Genomic DNA, 15,262 nt, shown 5'->3' on the forward strand with positions numbered 1-15,262 from the left:
TCTCGCCCGCCACTACTCGTCGTCGGCCTCGGCGTCTGCTTCGGCAGCGACAACGACCTTCTTTGCAGCCTTTTTCGGTGCAGCCTTTTTCGGCGCGGCCGTTTTGGTGCCTGCTTTGGTCACGCGCGCAGCGCGGATCGTCTTCACGCCATTGGCTTTACGGGTCGCAAGTTCCGCGTCGATCAACGGCAAAAGAAGCGCTGCTTCTTTCTGGCGCGGTCCGACGCCTGTCGCTTCGAGCCGCGACGCATTGCTTCGCAGATTGGCGAGCGCCGCGTCGTCGAGGGTGGGAATCATGTCGGTGATACTCATAACCGAGCGTCCTTAACTAATGAGGCGAATAAAGCCTTTGAGAGGGCAATCAGGGCCGGCGCATCCGCCAGCCCGTCATCCAAATCAAGGCCATTCGGCCAGGTTCCGATCGCGATGGGTAAACCTTAAGCGAAAACCCGCGCGCTTCGGAGAGGTGAAGCCGGACTTAAGCCGACCGCAGGTTGACGGCGCTTTCCTTGCCCGAACGCTGATCGCGCTGGAGCTCATAAGCGATCACCTGACCTTCGGTGAGTGTGCGCAGATCGGAGCGCTCAACAGCGGAAATATGGACGAATACGTCCTTGCTGCCATCTTGCGGCTTGATGAACCCATAACCCTTATCGGTGTTGAACCATTTCACTGTGCCGTTAGCCATATCAGCCTCCATTGGCAAAAGATTACCGGATTAGCCCGGCGGCCATCGAGTCTGAGAAGTTCGGCTTGTCGGATCCGCGCGCAGTAGAGCGAGACGGCCCTAGTAAGCGTAGCGCAGCAGGAGTCGATTGATCTAAATATAACGCATATTCTGCCGATTGCTAGTGCATTTGCCGACGAACTAGCCTTGCCTGAGCCGGTATTGCGTTGAAAACCTTGGAACCGCGGCAAGATTGCTCCTGGCTTTTGGTCTGAATCACGCGCATAGTTTACTTATCACCGGCCATTTTCTACGGGCGTCGGTGGCTGAGAGACTTCCGCTCTCGCCTGCAGCCGAAAGCGCCGACATGAATAATGGTTCGAATGACCCGCGTCCCGCGGATCACGCATCTTCATGGTTTTCTTCCGAAACCGATCTCATTCAAAAACATGCGTCCCTGGTTGAAGTCAGCTTCAACAATTGCCGTTCGATTTCGCACAAGCTCGCGGACGAATTGCTGTCGAACGGCATTCACGCTGCGGTCATGCGCTGCTCGGGACTTCTCACCGATGCGCCGACCGCCGATCAACGCTGGCTCGATCTCGGCAATCAAGCGAGCTGGGTTCATTTCGTCGTGCAGACGGATAGCCACATGGTCGATCTGACGCGCCAGCAATTTTTCCCGCTGAGCGACAATCCGTTTTTGCAAACGCTCAATCTGTTTGCCGATGAATGGACGACGATCGTTGCGGATAATTTCAACAGCCGCATGAAGCCCCGCTTGGCCTAGAAGTTTCCGCCGCGGTATCGCTGTACGAGTCGATGAATTGCATTCATCGAACTGGAACCGGCTTCGCATCTGTATTATGGTAAGGCCATTGCTTTCGAGACGGCGATGGTCGTCATGTTTTTTATTACAAATTTCCGGACATATGCGATCAGGCACAAGTTGCTGCTGACTGGAACGCTCGTTTGTCTCGTCGCGGTGATTTTCATAACCGTGATTCTCGCCTCCATCGGCGCCTCGAACCGCTCGACGTTTTCCTCAAGCGGCTGGCACGACGATATCAGAGCGGGCTCGGCCGTGGCACCGGACCCCACGCCGCTTCCGGCGCCTGGCCATACGCATGCCTATCACAAAGCAGCTCCCTCACTCGCACCGGGTGCGAGCACGGCATTAAACGCGGTCGATCAAGCGCTGGCCGATCTCGTCGATGCGAATATCGCCTTCAATGTTCCAGACCATGCAGCCATCAACAAAGCGCTCGTCATCGAGGCGAAGCTTTCGACCAAGCTCGATCAGGATCAGCTCAAAAAGCTGATCGACGAGGCGGGGGCAAGCGAAGGTGCAAGCCTTAAAATAGCCGACAGGATGGCCGCGACACTCAGCGGCGGAAGTGCATTCGACATTTCACCTTCCGGTCCGCAGGAACAATGGATTTCAAAGAGCGATACGACGGGCTGGACCTGGGAGGTCACGCCAAAATCTGCGGGCGCTCAAATTCTCATTCTGAGTTTCGACGCCATATTGACGATCGACGGCAAGGACGATCGGCGAACCATCAACACATTCAAGAAGACCATCAGCGTCGATGTGAGCAAGACCGAAACCATCGAAGACTGGCTCGAAACGATCAAAAAATATGGCGAAGACTTATCCTGGATATGGGTTACGATCCTCATTCCGATCGGCGGCGGCATTTGGGCTTGGCTCAGGCGCAGACGCCAGCCGGAGCACAGCTAGCGCGCCGGCCTCTTCGGCAAGATGACCCTGTCGCAGCAAATGAGGAGCCAACTTTGTCGAAACGTGACCCTTCGATTGCCGGCCGCCGACGAATGTTGCAGAAAGCAGCGCTTGCGGTCGCCGCTTTATTAACGGCGCCGTTCGCAGCATCGAAAGGCAAGGCCATGACCAGCGAGCTGACTGCGGATGAGATCATCAGCTTGCTGAAACTCGAGCCCAATGCAACATGCGGCTTCGTGCGGGTGACCTTTACGAGCAAGCACGAGCTCGCGCAGGGAACACTTCCAGCACCTTTCGCGGAGGCGCGGCCTCTTGGCTCGGCACTTTATTTCTTGGTGACGCCGAGCGCTCCGGTGCGTCTGCACCGCATTCGTAACGATCAGCTCTATCATTATTATCTCGGTGATCCGCTCGAGGTGTTCCTTTTGCATAGGGACGGCACGAGCGAACGCGTCATCGTCGGACCTGACCTCCGCGCTGGGCATCATGTGCAATTGCTGATTCCCGGCAACACGTTCCACACGGCGCGGTTGATCGGACAGCAGCGCTGGTTCCTGGGCGCGAGCACGGAATGGCCGGGTGTCATTCCAGCGGATGTCGAACTCGGCGATCTCGACGTGCTGGCGAAGAAATATCCGGCCGCCGCAGACGAGATTCGTGCGATCGCGGCTTCTGTGAAGCCGGTTGCGGCGGGCAGCGGCAACCCGCGTTAAGATCCGACGTTAGGGCCTAGATCGCATATTCGGGCAGCGCTGCGTCTTCGCGCAGCAGGCGCTTCAAGATCCGCTCTTCAAGCAAAGCGAGATCAACGGAGCCGCGTCGGCGCGGACGTGGCAGATCGATGGCGAGATCGAGCGTGATCGATCCGTTTTCGATCATCAGCAGCCGGTCGGCAAGGGTCAGCGCTTCCATGACATCATGCGTGACCAGCAAAGCGGTGAAGCGGTCACGCAGCCAGATCTGTTCCAGAAATTGCTGCATCTCGATGCGCGTCAACGCATCGAGCGCGCCAAGCGGTTCGTCGAAAGCCAGAAGCCGTGGCCGGCTGACAAGTGCGCGGGCCAGCGCTACGCGCTGCTTCTGACCGCCGGAGAGAACGGACGGCCATTCGGCGCCACGGTCCTCAAGTCCGACGGCACGCAGCGTTTCGCACGCACGCTCGCCCGCGAGCTTTGTCTTGCGTTGGGCGCCGAGGCCTATTTCCACATTGGCCAGGATATTCGCCCAAGGCAAAAGCCGCGGCTCTTGAAACATCACGCGCACGGGGCTTTCGCCGGCCGTCCGCGGCTCGTCTTCACCGAAGGCAATGCGGCCTTGAGTCGGCTGGTCGAGACCGCCGACAAGCCGCAGCAAAGTGCTCTTGCCGCAGCCGCTGCGTCCGACGATCGCCACGAATTGCCCTGCCGGTACATGCAGATCGAGATCGCGCAGAATCGTACGCGGACCGAAGGCTTTGACGATGCCGCGCAAGGCGAGTGAAATGCCTGAAGGGGGAGGCTGACGGAACTGCGCCTCGAAATCCGGAAGTGGGGCGACAGGTTGCGCGTTGAGTTCCACGGTGGTCTTATCAATGAAGTTCATGCGCGGCGCTCGCTTTGAAAGCTCGGATGCCATTTCAGGCATCGGTGCTCGAGAATACGGGCGACCGAATCCGCGAGCTTGCCGAGAAGCGCGTAGATGAGAATGGCAAAGACGACGAGATCGACCTGCAAGAACTCGCGAGCCTGCATCGCCATATAGCCGATGCCCGATTGCGCGGCGATGGTTTCGGCGACGATCAAAGTCAGCCACATGATGCCGAGCGCGAAACGCAAGCCGACCAGGATCGACGGCATGGCGCCCGGCAGAATGATCCGGCGAAACAGCATGAAATTCGTCATGCCGTAGCTCTTTCCCATTTCGAGAAGCTGCGGGTCGATCGTCCTGACGCCGTGCAAAGTGTTCAGATAGATCGGAAAGAAGACGCCGAGCGCGACGAGAAAGAGCTTGGCTTCCTCGCCTATGCCGAACCATAGGATGACCAGCGGGATCAAGGAGAGATGCGGAATATTGCGCAGCATCTGAAGGGTTGAATCGGTCAGATGTTCGGAGCGTTTCGATACGCCATTGGCGAGGCCGAAGGCAAAGCCGATAGCGCCTCCGACGAGCAGGCCGGCCATGGCACGCAAGAAGCTCACTTCGACATTCTTAAAAAGCGCACCCGATTTAGCCACCGTCCAGCCGGCCGCCGCGACCTTCAGCGGCGAGGGCAGAACAGTATCGGAGATCCAGCCGACCGATGAGGCGACCTGCCAAAAGCCGATCAGCAGCGCAGGCACGATCCAGGCAAGGAAGCCAGGCCCCAGCCCGAAGGAAAAGCGCAAACCGCCGGCGCGCCGCACGGGCGCTATCTCGGCCGAAGCGATCCAAGGGGTATCGCTCATTCTCTATCCCATCTCCTGTGCGTGGTGACCGCTTAGGTCGCAGGTGTCCATTTCCAGACGATGTCACGAACGTCGACAGGCTTCGGCAAAAGCCCGATCTTGAGAAAGCGGTTGGCAATGTCTTGCTGACTTTCAGCGTCCGCCGCGGAGAAAGGCTGAATTGTATATTGCGTCCGGGCGACGGCCTTACGCAGTGCTTCAAGGTCGGTGCCGCTCACCTCATAATTCGTCTGGGCGACAGCATCGCGATGCGTATCGGCCCATGCGAGATCGATCGCAATCGCGTTCAGAAGCTTCGCTAGAAGGTCGCCGTGATTGGCAGCGAAAGCCTTATTAGCGAGAAAGAAGGACTGCGGTGTATGAACTTCGTTTCCATCCGCGAGGACTCGCGCACCGCTGCCTTGAGAAATTGCGTAATAGGGATCCCAAATCGCCCAGGCATCGATAGAACCGCGCGCGAAGGCCGCCACGCCATCGGGCGGCGAGAGATAGACAGGTTCTATATCGGAATAGGAAAGGCCTGCCTTGTCGAGGGCGTAAAGGACAGTCGTATGAGCGCTCGACGCTTTGCCAAAACCGACCCTTTTGCCCTTGAGGTCGGCGAGCCTTTTGAGCGGTGCTGCGTCCTTGACGAGAATGCCATTGGCCGAATTGCCCGGCAGCGTTGCCGCGTAGACAAGATTGGCGGAAGCCGCCTGCGCGAAAACAGGCGGTGCATCGCCTGTGTAGCCAAAATCGAGATTGCCTGTGTTGATACCTTCAAGGATCGGAGGCCCAAAGGAAAACTCGACCCATTTGATTGCGATGCCTTGCGGTTTGAACACGGCATCGAGTGTTTGCCTCTGTTTCAGAACAGGGAGAAGACCCGATTTTTGATATCCGATCCTGATTTCGTTTACCTCACCGGCAAAGGCAGGCGTGGCGGCTTTTGCCAAGACGCCTGCAAGGCTGGATAGGATCAGTTGCAAGGCTTGCCGACGCTGCATAAAGGCACCTTTCCGTCGCCGAAGCGAATTCGATTAAAGCAATGGCCGATGATCACTCAAGTCGAAGGCGTCCACTTCCAGACGATTTCGCTGACCTTGATGGGCTTCGGCAAAAGGCCGATCTTCAGGAAGCGGTCAGCCGTACCTTGCTGGATCGCAGCGTCGGCATCCGTCGTCGGCCGCACGACGAAGTTCGATCGATCGATCGTGGTGCGGATCGCTTGGAGATCGATGCCGCTTGCATCGTGGATCGCTTGCGCCGCTTCCGCGTGATGCTCGCCGGCCCAGCGCGTGTCGATGGCGATCGCGTCGAGGAGCTTCGATAGGGTTGCAGCGCTATTGGCGGCAAAATCCTTGTTCGCGAGAAAGTAGGTGTTCGCCTGTCGGACATCGGCCGCGTAAGCGATCACGCGTACTTTTCCAGTTTGCGCGATCGAAAGATAAGGGTCCCAAATCGACCAGGCATCGATGCTGCCGCGGGTGAAAGCCGCGAGCGCGTCGGCGGGCGCGAGATAGACGGGCTCGATATCGGAATAGGCGAGGCCTGCCTTTTCCAAGGCATAGAGCAATGTCGCGTGGGCGCTCGAGGCTTTGCCGAAGCCGATCTTCTTGCCTTTGAGGTCAGCCAGAGATTTGATCGGCGAGGCGTCCTGCACGACAATGCCTTCCGCGTAATGCTCGGGCAGGGTTGCGACATAGACGAGGTTGGGCGTCGCCGCCTGTGCGAAAATCGGTGGCGTGTCTCCAGTGAATCCGAAGTCGAGATTGCCCGTATTGATTCCTTCGAGAATCGGCGGACCGAAGGCGAATTCAACCCATTGAATGCCTATGCCCTGGGGCCTGAAGGCGGCTTCCAACGTTTGTCTCTGCTTAATAACGGTGGAAATGCCCGCTTTCTGATAGCCAATGCGGATTTCCTTGACCCCGCCGGCGGCGCGGCCCGCGGCGGCCTTGCCAAATGTGGCAAGTGCCAGAACCGCACCGAATAATTGCAAAGCTTGCCGACGCTGCATTGAAAAGACACCTATTTTCACATCAGACCAGTAAATTCCTATAGTTCATAGATATTGTCAACTTAATGCGGCTATGACATATCCTTCTCCACACAAAGGAGATCAGCCATGTCTTTTTCCGCTCCGCGCGCCGCCGCCAATTGCGATGTTCTTTGGTTCCTGCCCACCCATGGCGACGGCCGCTATCTCGGCACCGGATATGGCGCACGCGAGGTCACGCATCGTTATCTCGCGCAGATCGCGCAAGCAGCCGACGAACTCGGCTTTGCCGGCGTGCTTTTGCCGACGGGCCGGTCCTGCGAGGATTCCTGGGTCGTGGCGGCGTCTCTCATCGCTTTGACCGAGCGGTTGAAATTTCTCGTCGCCGTGCGGCCGGGATTGCTGTCGCCGACTTTGGCTGCTCGGATGACGGCGACCCTCGATCGCTTGTCCAAGGGCAGGCTTTTGATCAATGTCGTCACGGGCGGCGATCCCGTCGAAAATCGCGGCGACGGCATTTTTCTCGATCATGCCGAACGCTACGAAATCACCGACGAATTTCTCGATATTTATATCCGTTTGCTCAAAGGCGAGACGGTCAGCGCTAAGGGCAAGCATCTTCATGTCGAAGACGGCAGCTTGATCTATCCGCCCTATCAGACGCCTCTGCCGCCGCTGTATTTCGGCGGCTCGTCCGATGTGGCACAGACGATCGCGGCGCGCACCATCGACAAATATCTGACCTGGGGCGAGCCGCCGCAACAGGTCGGCGAAAAGATCGAGACCATGCGCAAGCTCGCGGCGGCACAGGGCCGCTCGCTCACCTTTGGCATCCGGCTGCATGTGATCGTGCGGGAAACCAATGCGCAGGCCTGGGCCGCGGCCGACGATCTCATCAAGCATCTCGACGACGAGACGATCGCTTCCGCGCAGAAGGCCTTTTCCGCTTATGATTCCGTCGGGCAGCAGCGCATGACGGCGTTGCATGGCGGACGCCGCGACAAGCTTGAGATCTCGCCCAATCTTTGGGCAGGCGTCGGGCTCGCGCGGGGCGGGGCGGGAACCGCGCTCGTCGGCGATCCGGAGACGGTCGCGGCCCGCATGAAGGAATATATGAGCCTCGGCATCGATACATTCATCCTGTCCGGCTATCCGCATCTCGAGGAAGCCTATCGCTTCGCCGAACTCGTTCTGCCGCTTTTGCCACTCGCCGCATCGACCCATGCGCCGAAGACGGCCAGCGCCAATCGCGGGCCCTTCGGCGAGGTCGTCGGAAATAGCTATACGCCGCCGGTACGCGTGTCGGCGTCGTAGGGCATGATCTCGAAAAGTTGCAGACTTTTCGGATAAGATCATGCGTTTACAGATCTAGGAAGATCAGTCGCTCACCCCGGCACGCGCAGCGGCTGCGGCTCCGGCGCATGATCCGTCGAGATCACGCGGTTGCCCTCGATGCGATAGCGGCCGGAAGCGATCAGAGCCAGCGCTTGCGGATAGATCAGATGCTCCTGTTCGAGCACGCGGGTGGCGAGCGTCTCTGGGGTATCATCGTCGAGCACGGCGACGGCTGCCTGCGCAATAATCGGGCCCTCGTCCATGGCAGGCGCCACGAAATGCACCGTGCAGCCATGGATTTTGACTCCATCTTCGAGCGCACGCTGATGCGTGTGAAGACCGCGATAAGACGGCAACAGGGCAGGGTGGATGTTGAGAAGCCTGCCGCTCCAGGCATTGACGAAGCCCGGCGTCAGCATGCGCATGAAGCCTGCAAGGCAGATGAGTTCGACGCGATGAAGCTCCAGCAGAATCTGCATGGAGCGTTCGAATTCCTCGCGCCCAGCGTAGATCTTATGATCGACGGCCGCCGTCGCGATGCCTGCCTCCTTGGCGAAACTCAATCCGCCGGCCTCCGGCCGGTTTGACAAAACGAGCACGATTTCGGCCGGATGCGCCGCATCCCGTGCGCTTTCGACAAGGCTGCGCATATTCGATCCGCCGCCGGAAATCAGGATCGCCGTGCGCTTGCGGTTGAAGTTCAAAGATCAAGCCGCCCTGAAAAGAAGACGCGCCGATCATCGCGCGCTTGGACGATCCCCCCAAATAAAATCGGATCTTCTCCTGCGCGGCGCAATGCCGCCTCGACTTCGGTCTTTTGGCTCGCCGCCGCGACGACGACCATGCCGATCCCGCAATTGAAGGTGCGCAGCATTTCGGCCTCCGCGATATTGCCTTTCGCGGCGAGCCAGCGAAACACTGGCGGCACTGCGATCTTGCCAAGATCGAGCGAGATGCCAAGGCCGTCCGGCAGAATGCGCGGCAGATTATCGACGAAGCCGCCGCCGGTAATATGCGCCAGCGCCTTGATCGAGGCCGTGTCTTTGAGGGCTTGCAGAAGCGGCTTCACATAGATGCGCGTTGGTGTCAGCAAAGCTTGCGCAAGCGTCTGCCCGGCAGCGAAAGGCGCGTCATCCGCCCACTTGAGCGTGCTCGCGGCGACGATCTTGCGCACCAGCGAAAAGCCATTCGAATGAACGCCGGAGGCGGGCAGGCCGAAGACCACGTCTCCAAGAGCCACATCCTTCGGCAGCAGAGCGCCGCGTTCGACGGCGCCGACCGCGAAGCCCGCGAGATCATAATCGCCTTCGCTATAAAGCCCCGGCATTTCCGCCGTCTCGCCGCCGATCAAGGCGGCGCCGGCCTCGATACAGCCGCGCGCTATGCCGGCGACGATCTCGGCGCCGACGGCGGGATCGAGTTTGCCGGTCGCGTAATAGTCGAGGAAGAAAAGCGGCTCGGCGCCTTGCACGATGAGGTCGTTGACGCACATGGCGACAAGATCGATCCCGATTGTCGCGTGCAGCCCGCTTTCGATCGCAATCTTGACCTTTGTGCCGACGCCGTCATTCGCGCCGACCAGGATCGGATCGCTAAAGCCCGCGGCTTTGAGATCGAACAAGCCGCCGAAGCCACCGATCTCGGCGTCGGCGCCAGGCCGCCGCGTGGCGCGCACGAGGGGCTTGATCTTGTCGACCATGGCATTGCCGGCATCGATGTCGACACCGGCATCCGCGTAGGTAAGACCCTTATCTGGCGTCATGTCCGGTTTGGCCGTTAAGCATAGATCGCGGGCTAAGCCCGCAAAAAGCGTCTTGATCTTGGGCCAAAGCCGCGATTTCGGACCAAAGAGGCTCTAGACTCTTGGCCCCGCCAAGGCAAGACAGATGGGCTTGGCCGCAAGACTTGACCAAAAGAGTGCCTGCGTCCTAATGCCTTGGCTCCTGATCAAATATCAAGGTGGTTTCAATGCGTTTGCTGCACATTATCGCTGCTATCCCGCTGTGCCTCGGCGTCTCCTTGCCGGCTTTCGCTGCCGATCCGACCGGAATTCCCGAATGCGACGCCTTTCTCAGCCGATATGAAGCCTGTGGATTGCAAATTATGGCCGGGGCCGAAAAGTTGGCTTTCGAGAAAACGATCATGGAATCGACCATGACCGCGAGGGCGAGCGCCGAAAGCCCCGAGACCCGCGCCTCGATCGTCCAGCTCTGCACCGATTCGATGAAAGCGCTCAAAACCAACGACACGCCGTTCAAGGCTTGCATGAATCAATAAAGGGTAAATCCGTGGTCGGGCACAGCGCGCCCGCGCCATAGCCAAGCCCTGAGAACGGCGGAGACCGGCACATCAGATGAATCGATTGCCCTCTTTTTATCGTGCAACCGGATGAGCTTGTCGCGGTTCGGCAGCCTGCCCAATCTGATTACGCTCGCGAGGCTGTTTCTCGTGCCCGTGGTGATCGCCATGATCGCCACGCAGCGCTGGCCCGAAGCCTTTCTGGTTTTTGTGATCGCCGGTATTTCGGACGCCGTCGACGGCTGGCTCGCCAAGACATTCAAACTGACGACGGAACTCGGCGCTTTTCTCGATCCCGTCGCCGACAAGGCGCTCCTCGTCTCGATCTATGTGGCACTTGCCATCGTGCAGGTGATCCCGGCGCCGCTGGCGATCATCGTCGTCGCCCGCGACCTGATGATCATCGGCGCGATCGTCATGTCCTGGCTCGTCGATAAACCGGTCGAAATCAAACCGCTGCTGATCTCGAAACTCAATACGACCGTGCAGATCAGCTTCGCGGCTCTGGTTCTCGCCGCCAAGGCCTTCGATTTCAGCTTGAACGGCTGGTTCGAGATTTTGCTTTACCTCGTCGCAACTTTGACGCTTGCTTCGCTCGCCGCGTATTTGTGGCGATGGATACGTCATATTGGTCTTTAGAGCATGATGGAGCAGGTCCGGCTTTGTCATGAACGTGATCTAGAGAGATTTGCAGCTTAGCTTTGAGTTCGGGAAGGTCACAAGATGCGGATCGAATGGCAGATCAGTTTCTGGGTCGCCGCCTTCGCACTTCTGATTCTATTTCTTTGGATTTTCAGTGGCGTTCTTCTGCCTTTCGCCGCCGCCTTCTGTCTTGGCTATCTGCTCGATCCTGTTGCCGACCGGCTTGAACGGCTGGGGTTGAACCGCCTCGGCGCGACGCTGATCATTCTCGCCGGTTTTGTGCTGATCCTCGCCTTGATCATCATATTGCTGGTTCCGATCCTCGGGCATCAGCTCGCGGCCCTGATTCAATCCCTCCCGGACTATGTGAAAAAAATACAGGAGCTCCTCGCGCAGCAAAGCGCCTATTTCACGAACGGCTATGGCGGGGTTTTGCTGGAGAAACTCGGCCTGTCGCTTCCATCCGGCGGCGATAGCCGCGCGCCGAGCAGCGATTTGGTCTCGCAGGCGGCGGCCTGGGCCGCGACCTTCCTGAATTCGGTTTGGAGCCGGACCACCGCGCTCGTCAGCGTCTTGTCGCTCATTGTCGTGACGCCTGTCGTCGCCTTTTACATGCTGCTCGACTGGGACAAGATGATCGCGACGATCGACGGTCTTGTGCCGCTGCGCCACCGCGAGGTCGTGCGCGGCCTTGCCCGCGAAGTCGACGCGGCCATGGCCGGCTTTCTGCGCGGGCAGTCGCTCGTCTGTCTTTTTCTCGGCCTCTGGTACGGGCTTGGCCTCTCGGTTATCGGGCTCAATTTCGGCCTGCTGATCGGCATTACGGGCGGGGTTTTGAGCTTCATTCCCTATGTCGGGTCTTTGACGGTTTTGGTGGTTTCCTGCATCGTCGCGATCGTTCAGGGCTGGCCAAACTGGCATTTGCTCGCCGCGGCGGTCGGCGTCTTTCTGATCGGCCAGTTTTTGGAAGGCAATATTCTGTCGCCGAAACTGGTCGGGCAATCCGTCGGGCTGCATCCGGTCTGGCTGATCTTCGCGCTTCTCGCCTTTGGCAGCCTGTTCGGCTTCACCGGCCTCATCGTCGCCGTCCCTTTGGCAGCGGCGACGGGGGTCATCTTGCGCTTTGCGGTGCGGCGCTACCGTTTGAGTACGCTTTATACAAGTTTGCCGACGGCGGAAAAAGCCTCGATCCTGATCGAAGCCGTCGCCTCTGCTCACGAGCCCAATAGGGATCAGTGAGAGATGCCGCCAAAAGGGCCGCGCCTGCCGAGCGATCAATTGACCTTGGAGCTGGCGTCCGATCCGCATTTCGGAGCGGAAGATTTTCTGGTCTCGCAAAGCAACGAGCAAGCCTATGGCATGATCGAGCTTTGGCCCGATTGGCCCGACCCGGTATTACTGCTTCTAGGCCCTCCCGGCGCCGGCAAAAGTCATCTGGCGGCGATCTGGGCGGTGCGTGCCGAGGCTTTCGCACTGCAAGCCGAAGCTCTTGCCTCCGCCGATCTTCCGAGCGTCACCAAACACAAGGCGCTGCTGATCGAAGACGGCGACCGGCTCGGTGGCAATGAAGCCGCCCTTTTTCATCTCTTGAATTTGACGCGTGCAGAAAGCGCAAGCCTGCTCATCACCGCGCGCGAGGCGCCGGAACTGTGGGGGCTCGCCACCGCCGATCTCATGTCGCGGCTGCGGCTTGCCGCGCGCGTCGCCATCGAGGCTCCCGATGATGCCTTGATGCGCGCCGTGCTCGTCAAATTGCTCGTCGACCGGCAACTCATCGTCGATACGAATGTGGTTGAATACGCGGCTTTGCGGCTCGACCGCAGCCTCGATGCGGCGCGCGACTTCGTGGCGGCGCTCGATCGTGAGGCGTTGTCGCGCGGAAAGCGGATCACGCGGTCTATGGCCAGCGACGTGCTGCAAGCTTTGGAGACGGACGGCGGCGAGGCAAAAGGGCAAGGCGAAGGCGAAGGAGAAGGGGAAGGCGATGGATCGCGCGATGTCTTTTAGTTTTCGCCGTACCCTGATTGTCGTCGTCGCGCTCAATCTCGCCTATTTCTGCGTGCAGATCGCCGCCGCCTTGGCGATAGGATCCGTCTCGCTCTTTGCCGATTCGACCGATTATCTCGAAGATGCCGCGATCAACGGTCTGATTCTCGCAGGCGTGAACTGGCAGCCGCGGCGCCGGGCTCTCTTGGGCAAGGTGATGGCCGGCATCATCCTTCTGCCGTCGCTCGCGGCAGTTTGGATGGCTTGGCGGAAATTTCTGGATCAGGTCGAGCCCGAGCCGTTGATCCTGACCCTCGCGGGCCTCGGCGCCCTCGCGGTCAATCTCGCTTGCGCCTTCTTGCTGGCGCGCTTTCGCCGCCATAGCGGCAGCCTGACCAAGGCGGCCTTTCTCTCGGCCCGCAACGATACGATCGCCAGCGTGATGATCATCCTCGGCGGCGGCCTCACTGCATGGACGCACTCAGCCTGGCCGGATTTGGCGATCGGACTTCTCATCACCGCGCTCAATGCAGGAGCTGCGCACGAAGTCTATGAAGCGGCGAGCCAAGAGGCGCGCGATGAGCTGGATTAGCCGGTCTATCGCCGCGTTTCGCAAGCGTGGCGCCGACGGCGGATCGGGTGGCCACAGCAGCGGCGGCGATGGCGGTGGAGGAGGTGGCGGCGGAGGCGATTAGAGCGACGCCGCCGCGAAGCTTCACCTCATGAAGCGCGCAAAATCTATATCGGGGCTCGGGCCGCCGTTGCCCGTCTCCAAATATTGCCGCAGACTGACGAGGAAATAGCCCCAACCCGTCGTCGTCCGCGCATAGACATCATCGGCCTTTTCAAAACCGCGATGCGCGAAGGACAAGACAGTGGCCTCGCCCTCTTTGCGCAGATCAAACGCAATCGTCGTACCGTCCCATTGCGGGTTGAGAGAGGAGGTTGCCTTCCAACCCACGCGAGTCGGAGGCTCGAGTTCGTCGACTCTCAGCTTGATCACGTTGTTACATTGCGAGAAGCGAAGTTCGCCTGTTCCATCGATCCTTGACTCAAACTCCGCGTCGCGCGTCCACCAATTGCGAATGCCGTCGGCCGTCGTGAGCGCCGCATAGACCTCCTGGGGCAGGGCGCTGATCTTAAGGTGATGCATAATATCCGGCATGGGTCTGCTCCTTTCTTCAAAGATTGAACATGGCGATCTCAGGCACCGGCCTTGTCGCGTTCGCTTTCCAGCGCGAATTTTTCGAGCAGGCCCGGCCAGCCGCCATCGACGTCCTTGCGCATGGAAGCACCGTCTGCGGCGCCCAGGGTTTCGAATTTGTGATGCACGAGTTCGACATTGGTCACATCCGCGCCGTCCGGCGTGAAGCGCACGTCGACCTCGGATTTCATCGCCGCATCGGGCTTCCATTGTGCGTTCACCTGCCACAGCAGCACCACGCGATGCGGCGGCTCCCAATGAATGATGGTGGCGACAACCGTCTGGGTGCCGTCTTCGGCGAATTCCAGCCAGCGTCCTCCGAGGCGCGGCTCCATCAGAACTTTTTCGATCGGCCTGTTGCCAATGCCGTGATTGGCCGGCCACCAGCGGGTCAGGCCGGCAGTAAAGACCTCGAAGGCATGGTCGATGGGCGCTTTCACTTTGATCGTTATGCGCACGGGTTCGATCACGATTGTCGCCGTTGTCGCTGCGGTCATTCGTCTCCTCCTTGTCGTTAGGTCACGATGATTTTGGATTGAGCCAATCCAGAAGTTGGAGCGGGATGCCCACGCAAAATCGTCCACACTTTTCCTCATCCCGCTCTAGGTTCGAGGTTTTTCGGCTTCGGCTTTGAACGCCTCGAGGGCATCGGTCCAGAAACTGTCGAGCCAGTCGCGCAAATCCATGAGTCCCTCCAGACGCAGCGAATAAATCCGTCGCGTGCCTTCGCTACGTTCTTCGACGAGGCCCGCGTCTTTCAGAGCTTTCAAATGTTGCGACACAGCCGGGCGCGAGACCGGCAGACCGGCGGCGATGGCATTTACCGGGCTAGGACCGCCGCGCAAGCGCTCGAACACCTGTCTACGTGTCGGATCGGCGAGAACGGTGAGCGCATTTGTGTAAGTCATTACTTACAGTAAGTAGAAACTTACCTATGAGTCAAGCCACTTTTCAGCGGGTAAGCCAAGCGGCCAGTGTGCAAGCG

At 59.3% G+C, this 15,262-nt stretch carries 20 protein-coding genes; 9 read left to right on the forward strand and 11 right to left on the reverse strand.

The window, feature by feature from the left end:
- Window positions 1–12 precede the first annotated feature (12 nt).
- Both A3OQ_RS0114010 and A3OQ_RS0114015 read right to left on the reverse strand, forming a co-directional pair.
- Entirely contained in the window at window positions 13–312 is a 300-nt protein-coding gene (locus tag A3OQ_RS0114010) for a hypothetical protein (RefSeq protein ID WP_020176034.1), read from the reverse strand.
- A gap of 166 nt (window positions 313–478) precedes the next feature.
- Window positions 479–688, reverse strand: coding sequence for a cold-shock protein (locus A3OQ_RS0114015; protein WP_026595825.1), 210 nt, complete (start codon window positions 686–688; stop codon window positions 479–481).
- A gap of 301 nt (window positions 689–989) precedes the next feature.
- Between A3OQ_RS0114015 and A3OQ_RS0114020 the strand changes: the two genes are divergently transcribed.
- The 3 genes from A3OQ_RS0114020 to A3OQ_RS0114030 all read left to right on the forward strand — a co-directional run bounded on the left by A3OQ_RS0114020 (window position 990) and on the right by A3OQ_RS0114030 (window position 3,124).
- Window positions 990–1,457: a hypothetical protein gene (locus A3OQ_RS0114020; protein ID WP_152428459.1), complete on the forward strand. Its 468-nt coding sequence runs from the start codon at window positions 990–992 to the stop codon at window positions 1,455–1,457.
- Window positions 1,458–1,571: 114 nt separating this feature from the next.
- Window positions 1,572–2,411: a hypothetical protein gene (locus A3OQ_RS0114025; RefSeq protein ID WP_152428460.1), complete on the forward strand. Its 840-nt coding sequence runs from the start codon at window positions 1,572–1,574 to the stop codon at window positions 2,409–2,411.
- Window positions 2,412–2,575: 164 nt separating this feature from the next.
- A complete protein-coding gene (locus A3OQ_RS0114030) occupies window positions 2,576–3,124 on the forward strand; it encodes a cupin domain-containing protein (RefSeq protein WP_040581166.1) in 549 nt (182 codons plus the stop codon).
- Window positions 3,125–3,140: 16 nt separating this feature from the next.
- On the opposite strand, the gene A3OQ_RS0114035 is transcribed toward A3OQ_RS0114030, so the two are convergent.
- From A3OQ_RS0114035 to A3OQ_RS0114050, 4 genes are read right to left on the reverse strand one after another with little or no spacing between them, the layout of a single operon-like run.
- Entirely contained in the window at window positions 3,141–3,992 is an 852-nt protein-coding gene (locus A3OQ_RS0114035; protein ID WP_020176039.1) for an ATP-binding cassette domain-containing protein, read from the reverse strand.
- The gene (locus tag A3OQ_RS0114040; RefSeq protein ID WP_020176040.1) at window positions 3,989–4,834 is read right to left on the reverse strand and encodes an ABC transporter permease subunit; all 846 of its coding nucleotides are present in this window, start codon (window positions 4,832–4,834) and stop codon (window positions 3,989–3,991) included. The genes A3OQ_RS0114035 and A3OQ_RS0114040 overlap by 4 nt, the downstream gene beginning before the upstream one ends.
- A gap of 32 nt (window positions 4,835–4,866) precedes the next feature.
- On the reverse strand, window positions 4,867–5,820 hold the full coding sequence (locus tag A3OQ_RS0114045; RefSeq protein ID WP_020176041.1) for an aliphatic sulfonate ABC transporter substrate-binding protein: 954 nt from the start codon (window positions 5,818–5,820) through the stop codon (window positions 4,867–4,869).
- Between the two features lie 56 nt (window positions 5,821–5,876).
- Window positions 5,877–6,833, reverse strand: coding sequence for an aliphatic sulfonate ABC transporter substrate-binding protein (locus A3OQ_RS0114050; protein WP_020176042.1), 957 nt, complete (start codon window positions 6,831–6,833; stop codon window positions 5,877–5,879).
- Window positions 6,834–6,941: 108 nt separating this feature from the next.
- Here A3OQ_RS0114050 and ssuD point away from each other — a divergent pair, with 108 nt between their 5' ends.
- Window positions 6,942–8,126, forward strand: coding sequence for an FMNH2-dependent alkanesulfonate monooxygenase (gene ssuD / locus A3OQ_RS0114055; protein WP_020176043.1), 1,185 nt, complete (start codon window positions 6,942–6,944; stop codon window positions 8,124–8,126).
- Between the two features lie 71 nt (window positions 8,127–8,197).
- On the opposite strand, the gene purN is transcribed toward ssuD, so the two are convergent.
- Window positions 8,198–8,797 carry a phosphoribosylglycinamide formyltransferase gene (gene purN / locus A3OQ_RS0114060; protein WP_051116113.1) on the reverse strand — a complete coding sequence of 200 codons (600 nt, stop codon included), beginning with the start codon at window positions 8,795–8,797 and terminating at the stop codon, window positions 8,198–8,200.
- Window positions 8,798–8,847: 50 nt separating this feature from the next.
- Window positions 8,848–9,909 carry a phosphoribosylformylglycinamidine cyclo-ligase gene (purM, locus tag A3OQ_RS0114065; RefSeq protein WP_020176045.1) on the reverse strand — a complete coding sequence of 354 codons (1,062 nt, stop codon included), beginning with the start codon at window positions 9,907–9,909 and terminating at the stop codon, window positions 8,848–8,850.
- Between the two features lie 206 nt (window positions 9,910–10,115).
- Here purM and A3OQ_RS0114070 point away from each other — a divergent pair, with 206 nt between their 5' ends.
- From A3OQ_RS0114070 to A3OQ_RS0114090, 5 genes are all read left to right on the forward strand, one after another.
- Window positions 10,116–10,424: a hypothetical protein gene (locus tag A3OQ_RS0114070; protein WP_020176046.1), complete on the forward strand. Its 309-nt coding sequence runs from the start codon at window positions 10,116–10,118 to the stop codon at window positions 10,422–10,424.
- Window positions 10,425–10,535: 111 nt separating this feature from the next.
- Complete coding sequence (locus A3OQ_RS0114075) at window positions 10,536–11,084, forward strand: CDP-alcohol phosphatidyltransferase family protein (protein ID WP_020176047.1); 549 nt, start codon at window positions 10,536–10,538, stop codon at window positions 11,082–11,084.
- An 84-nt stretch (window positions 11,085–11,168) separates the two neighbouring features.
- A complete protein-coding gene (locus A3OQ_RS22520) occupies window positions 11,169–12,326 on the forward strand; it encodes an AI-2E family transporter (protein ID WP_020176048.1) in 1,158 nt (385 codons plus the stop codon).
- Window positions 12,327–12,329: 3 nt separating this feature from the next.
- Complete coding sequence (locus A3OQ_RS0114085; RefSeq protein ID WP_020176049.1) at window positions 12,330–13,094, forward strand: P-loop NTPase family protein; 765 nt, start codon at window positions 12,330–12,332, stop codon at window positions 13,092–13,094.
- A complete protein-coding gene (locus tag A3OQ_RS0114090) occupies window positions 13,084–13,665 on the forward strand; it encodes a cation efflux transmembrane domain-containing protein (RefSeq protein WP_152428461.1) in 582 nt (193 codons plus the stop codon). Before A3OQ_RS0114085 ends, A3OQ_RS0114090 begins: the two co-directional genes overlap by 11 nt.
- 123 nt (window positions 13,666–13,788) lie before the next feature.
- Here A3OQ_RS0114090 and A3OQ_RS0114095 read toward each other — a convergent pair whose 3' ends face one another.
- The 3 genes from A3OQ_RS0114095 to A3OQ_RS0114105 form a co-directional block, all read right to left on the reverse strand.
- A complete protein-coding gene (locus A3OQ_RS0114095; protein WP_020176051.1) occupies window positions 13,789–14,238 on the reverse strand; it encodes an SRPBCC family protein in 450 nt (149 codons plus the stop codon).
- A 38-nt stretch (window positions 14,239–14,276) separates the two neighbouring features.
- Window positions 14,277–14,774: an SRPBCC family protein gene (locus A3OQ_RS0114100; protein WP_020176052.1), complete on the reverse strand. Its 498-nt coding sequence runs from the start codon at window positions 14,772–14,774 to the stop codon at window positions 14,277–14,279.
- A 105-nt stretch (window positions 14,775–14,879) separates the two neighbouring features.
- The gene (locus A3OQ_RS0114105; RefSeq protein WP_020176053.1) at window positions 14,880–15,185 is read right to left on the reverse strand and encodes an ArsR/SmtB family transcription factor; all 306 of its coding nucleotides are present in this window, start codon (window positions 15,183–15,185) and stop codon (window positions 14,880–14,882) included.
- Window positions 15,186–15,262 lie beyond the last annotated feature (77 nt).

It is taken from the genome of Methyloferula stellata AR4, assembly GCF_000385335.1.
In the GTDB taxonomy this organism is placed as follows: domain Bacteria; phylum Pseudomonadota; class Alphaproteobacteria; order Rhizobiales; family Beijerinckiaceae; genus Methyloferula; species Methyloferula stellata.

What these genes read in the sequence shown, in the direction of transcription:
- A3OQ_RS0114070 (WP_020176046.1), top strand. Translation starts at nt 10,116, where the DNA reads ATGCGTTTGCTGCACATTATCGCTGCTATCCCGCTGTGCCTCGGCGTC.
- A3OQ_RS0114015 (WP_026595825.1), bottom strand. Translation starts at nt 688, where the DNA reads ATGGCTAACGGCACAGTGAAATGGTTCAACACCGATAAGGGTTATGGG.
- purN (WP_051116113.1), bottom strand. Translation starts at nt 8,797, where the DNA reads ATGCGCAGCCTTGTCGAAAGCGCACGGGATGCGGCGCATCCGGCCGAA.
- A3OQ_RS0114100 (WP_020176052.1), bottom strand. Translation starts at nt 14,774, where the DNA reads ATGACCGCAGCGACAACGGCGACAATCGTGATCGAACCCGTGCGCATA.
- A3OQ_RS0114105 (WP_020176053.1), bottom strand. Translation starts at nt 15,185, where the DNA reads ATGACTTACACAAATGCGCTCACCGTTCTCGCCGATCCGACACGTAGA.
- ssuD (WP_020176043.1), top strand. Translation starts at nt 6,942, where the DNA reads ATGTCTTTTTCCGCTCCGCGCGCCGCCGCCAATTGCGATGTTCTTTGG.
- A3OQ_RS0114075 (WP_020176047.1), top strand. Translation starts at nt 10,536, where the DNA reads ATGAGCTTGTCGCGGTTCGGCAGCCTGCCCAATCTGATTACGCTCGCG.
- A3OQ_RS0114085 (WP_020176049.1), top strand. Translation starts at nt 12,330, where the DNA reads ATGCCGCCAAAAGGGCCGCGCCTGCCGAGCGATCAATTGACCTTGGAG.
- A3OQ_RS0114095 (WP_020176051.1), bottom strand. Translation starts at nt 14,238, where the DNA reads ATGCCGGATATTATGCATCACCTTAAGATCAGCGCCCTGCCCCAGGAG.
- A3OQ_RS0114050 (WP_020176042.1), bottom strand. Translation starts at nt 6,833, where the DNA reads ATGCAGCGTCGGCAAGCTTTGCAATTATTCGGTGCGGTTCTGGCACTT.
- A3OQ_RS0114090 (WP_152428461.1), top strand. Translation starts at nt 13,084, where the DNA reads ATGTCTTTTAGTTTTCGCCGTACCCTGATTGTCGTCGTCGCGCTCAAT.
- purM (WP_020176045.1), bottom strand. Translation starts at nt 9,909, where the DNA reads ATGACGCCAGATAAGGGTCTTACCTACGCGGATGCCGGTGTCGACATC.
- A3OQ_RS0114025 (WP_152428460.1), top strand. Translation starts at nt 1,572, where the DNA reads ATGTTTTTTATTACAAATTTCCGGACATATGCGATCAGGCACAAGTTG.
- A3OQ_RS0114040 (WP_020176040.1), bottom strand. Translation starts at nt 4,834, where the DNA reads ATGAGCGATACCCCTTGGATCGCTTCGGCCGAGATAGCGCCCGTGCGG.
- A3OQ_RS0114030 (WP_040581166.1), top strand. Translation starts at nt 2,576, where the DNA reads ATGACCAGCGAGCTGACTGCGGATGAGATCATCAGCTTGCTGAAACTC.
- A3OQ_RS0114045 (WP_020176041.1), bottom strand. Translation starts at nt 5,820, where the DNA reads ATGCAGCGTCGGCAAGCCTTGCAACTGATCCTATCCAGCCTTGCAGGC.
- A3OQ_RS0114035 (WP_020176039.1), bottom strand. Translation starts at nt 3,992, where the DNA reads ATGAACTTCATTGATAAGACCACCGTGGAACTCAACGCGCAACCTGTC.
- A3OQ_RS22520 (WP_020176048.1), top strand. Translation starts at nt 11,169, where the DNA reads ATGCGGATCGAATGGCAGATCAGTTTCTGGGTCGCCGCCTTCGCACTT.
- A3OQ_RS0114010 (WP_020176034.1), bottom strand. Translation starts at nt 312, where the DNA reads ATGAGTATCACCGACATGATTCCCACCCTCGACGACGCGGCGCTCGCC.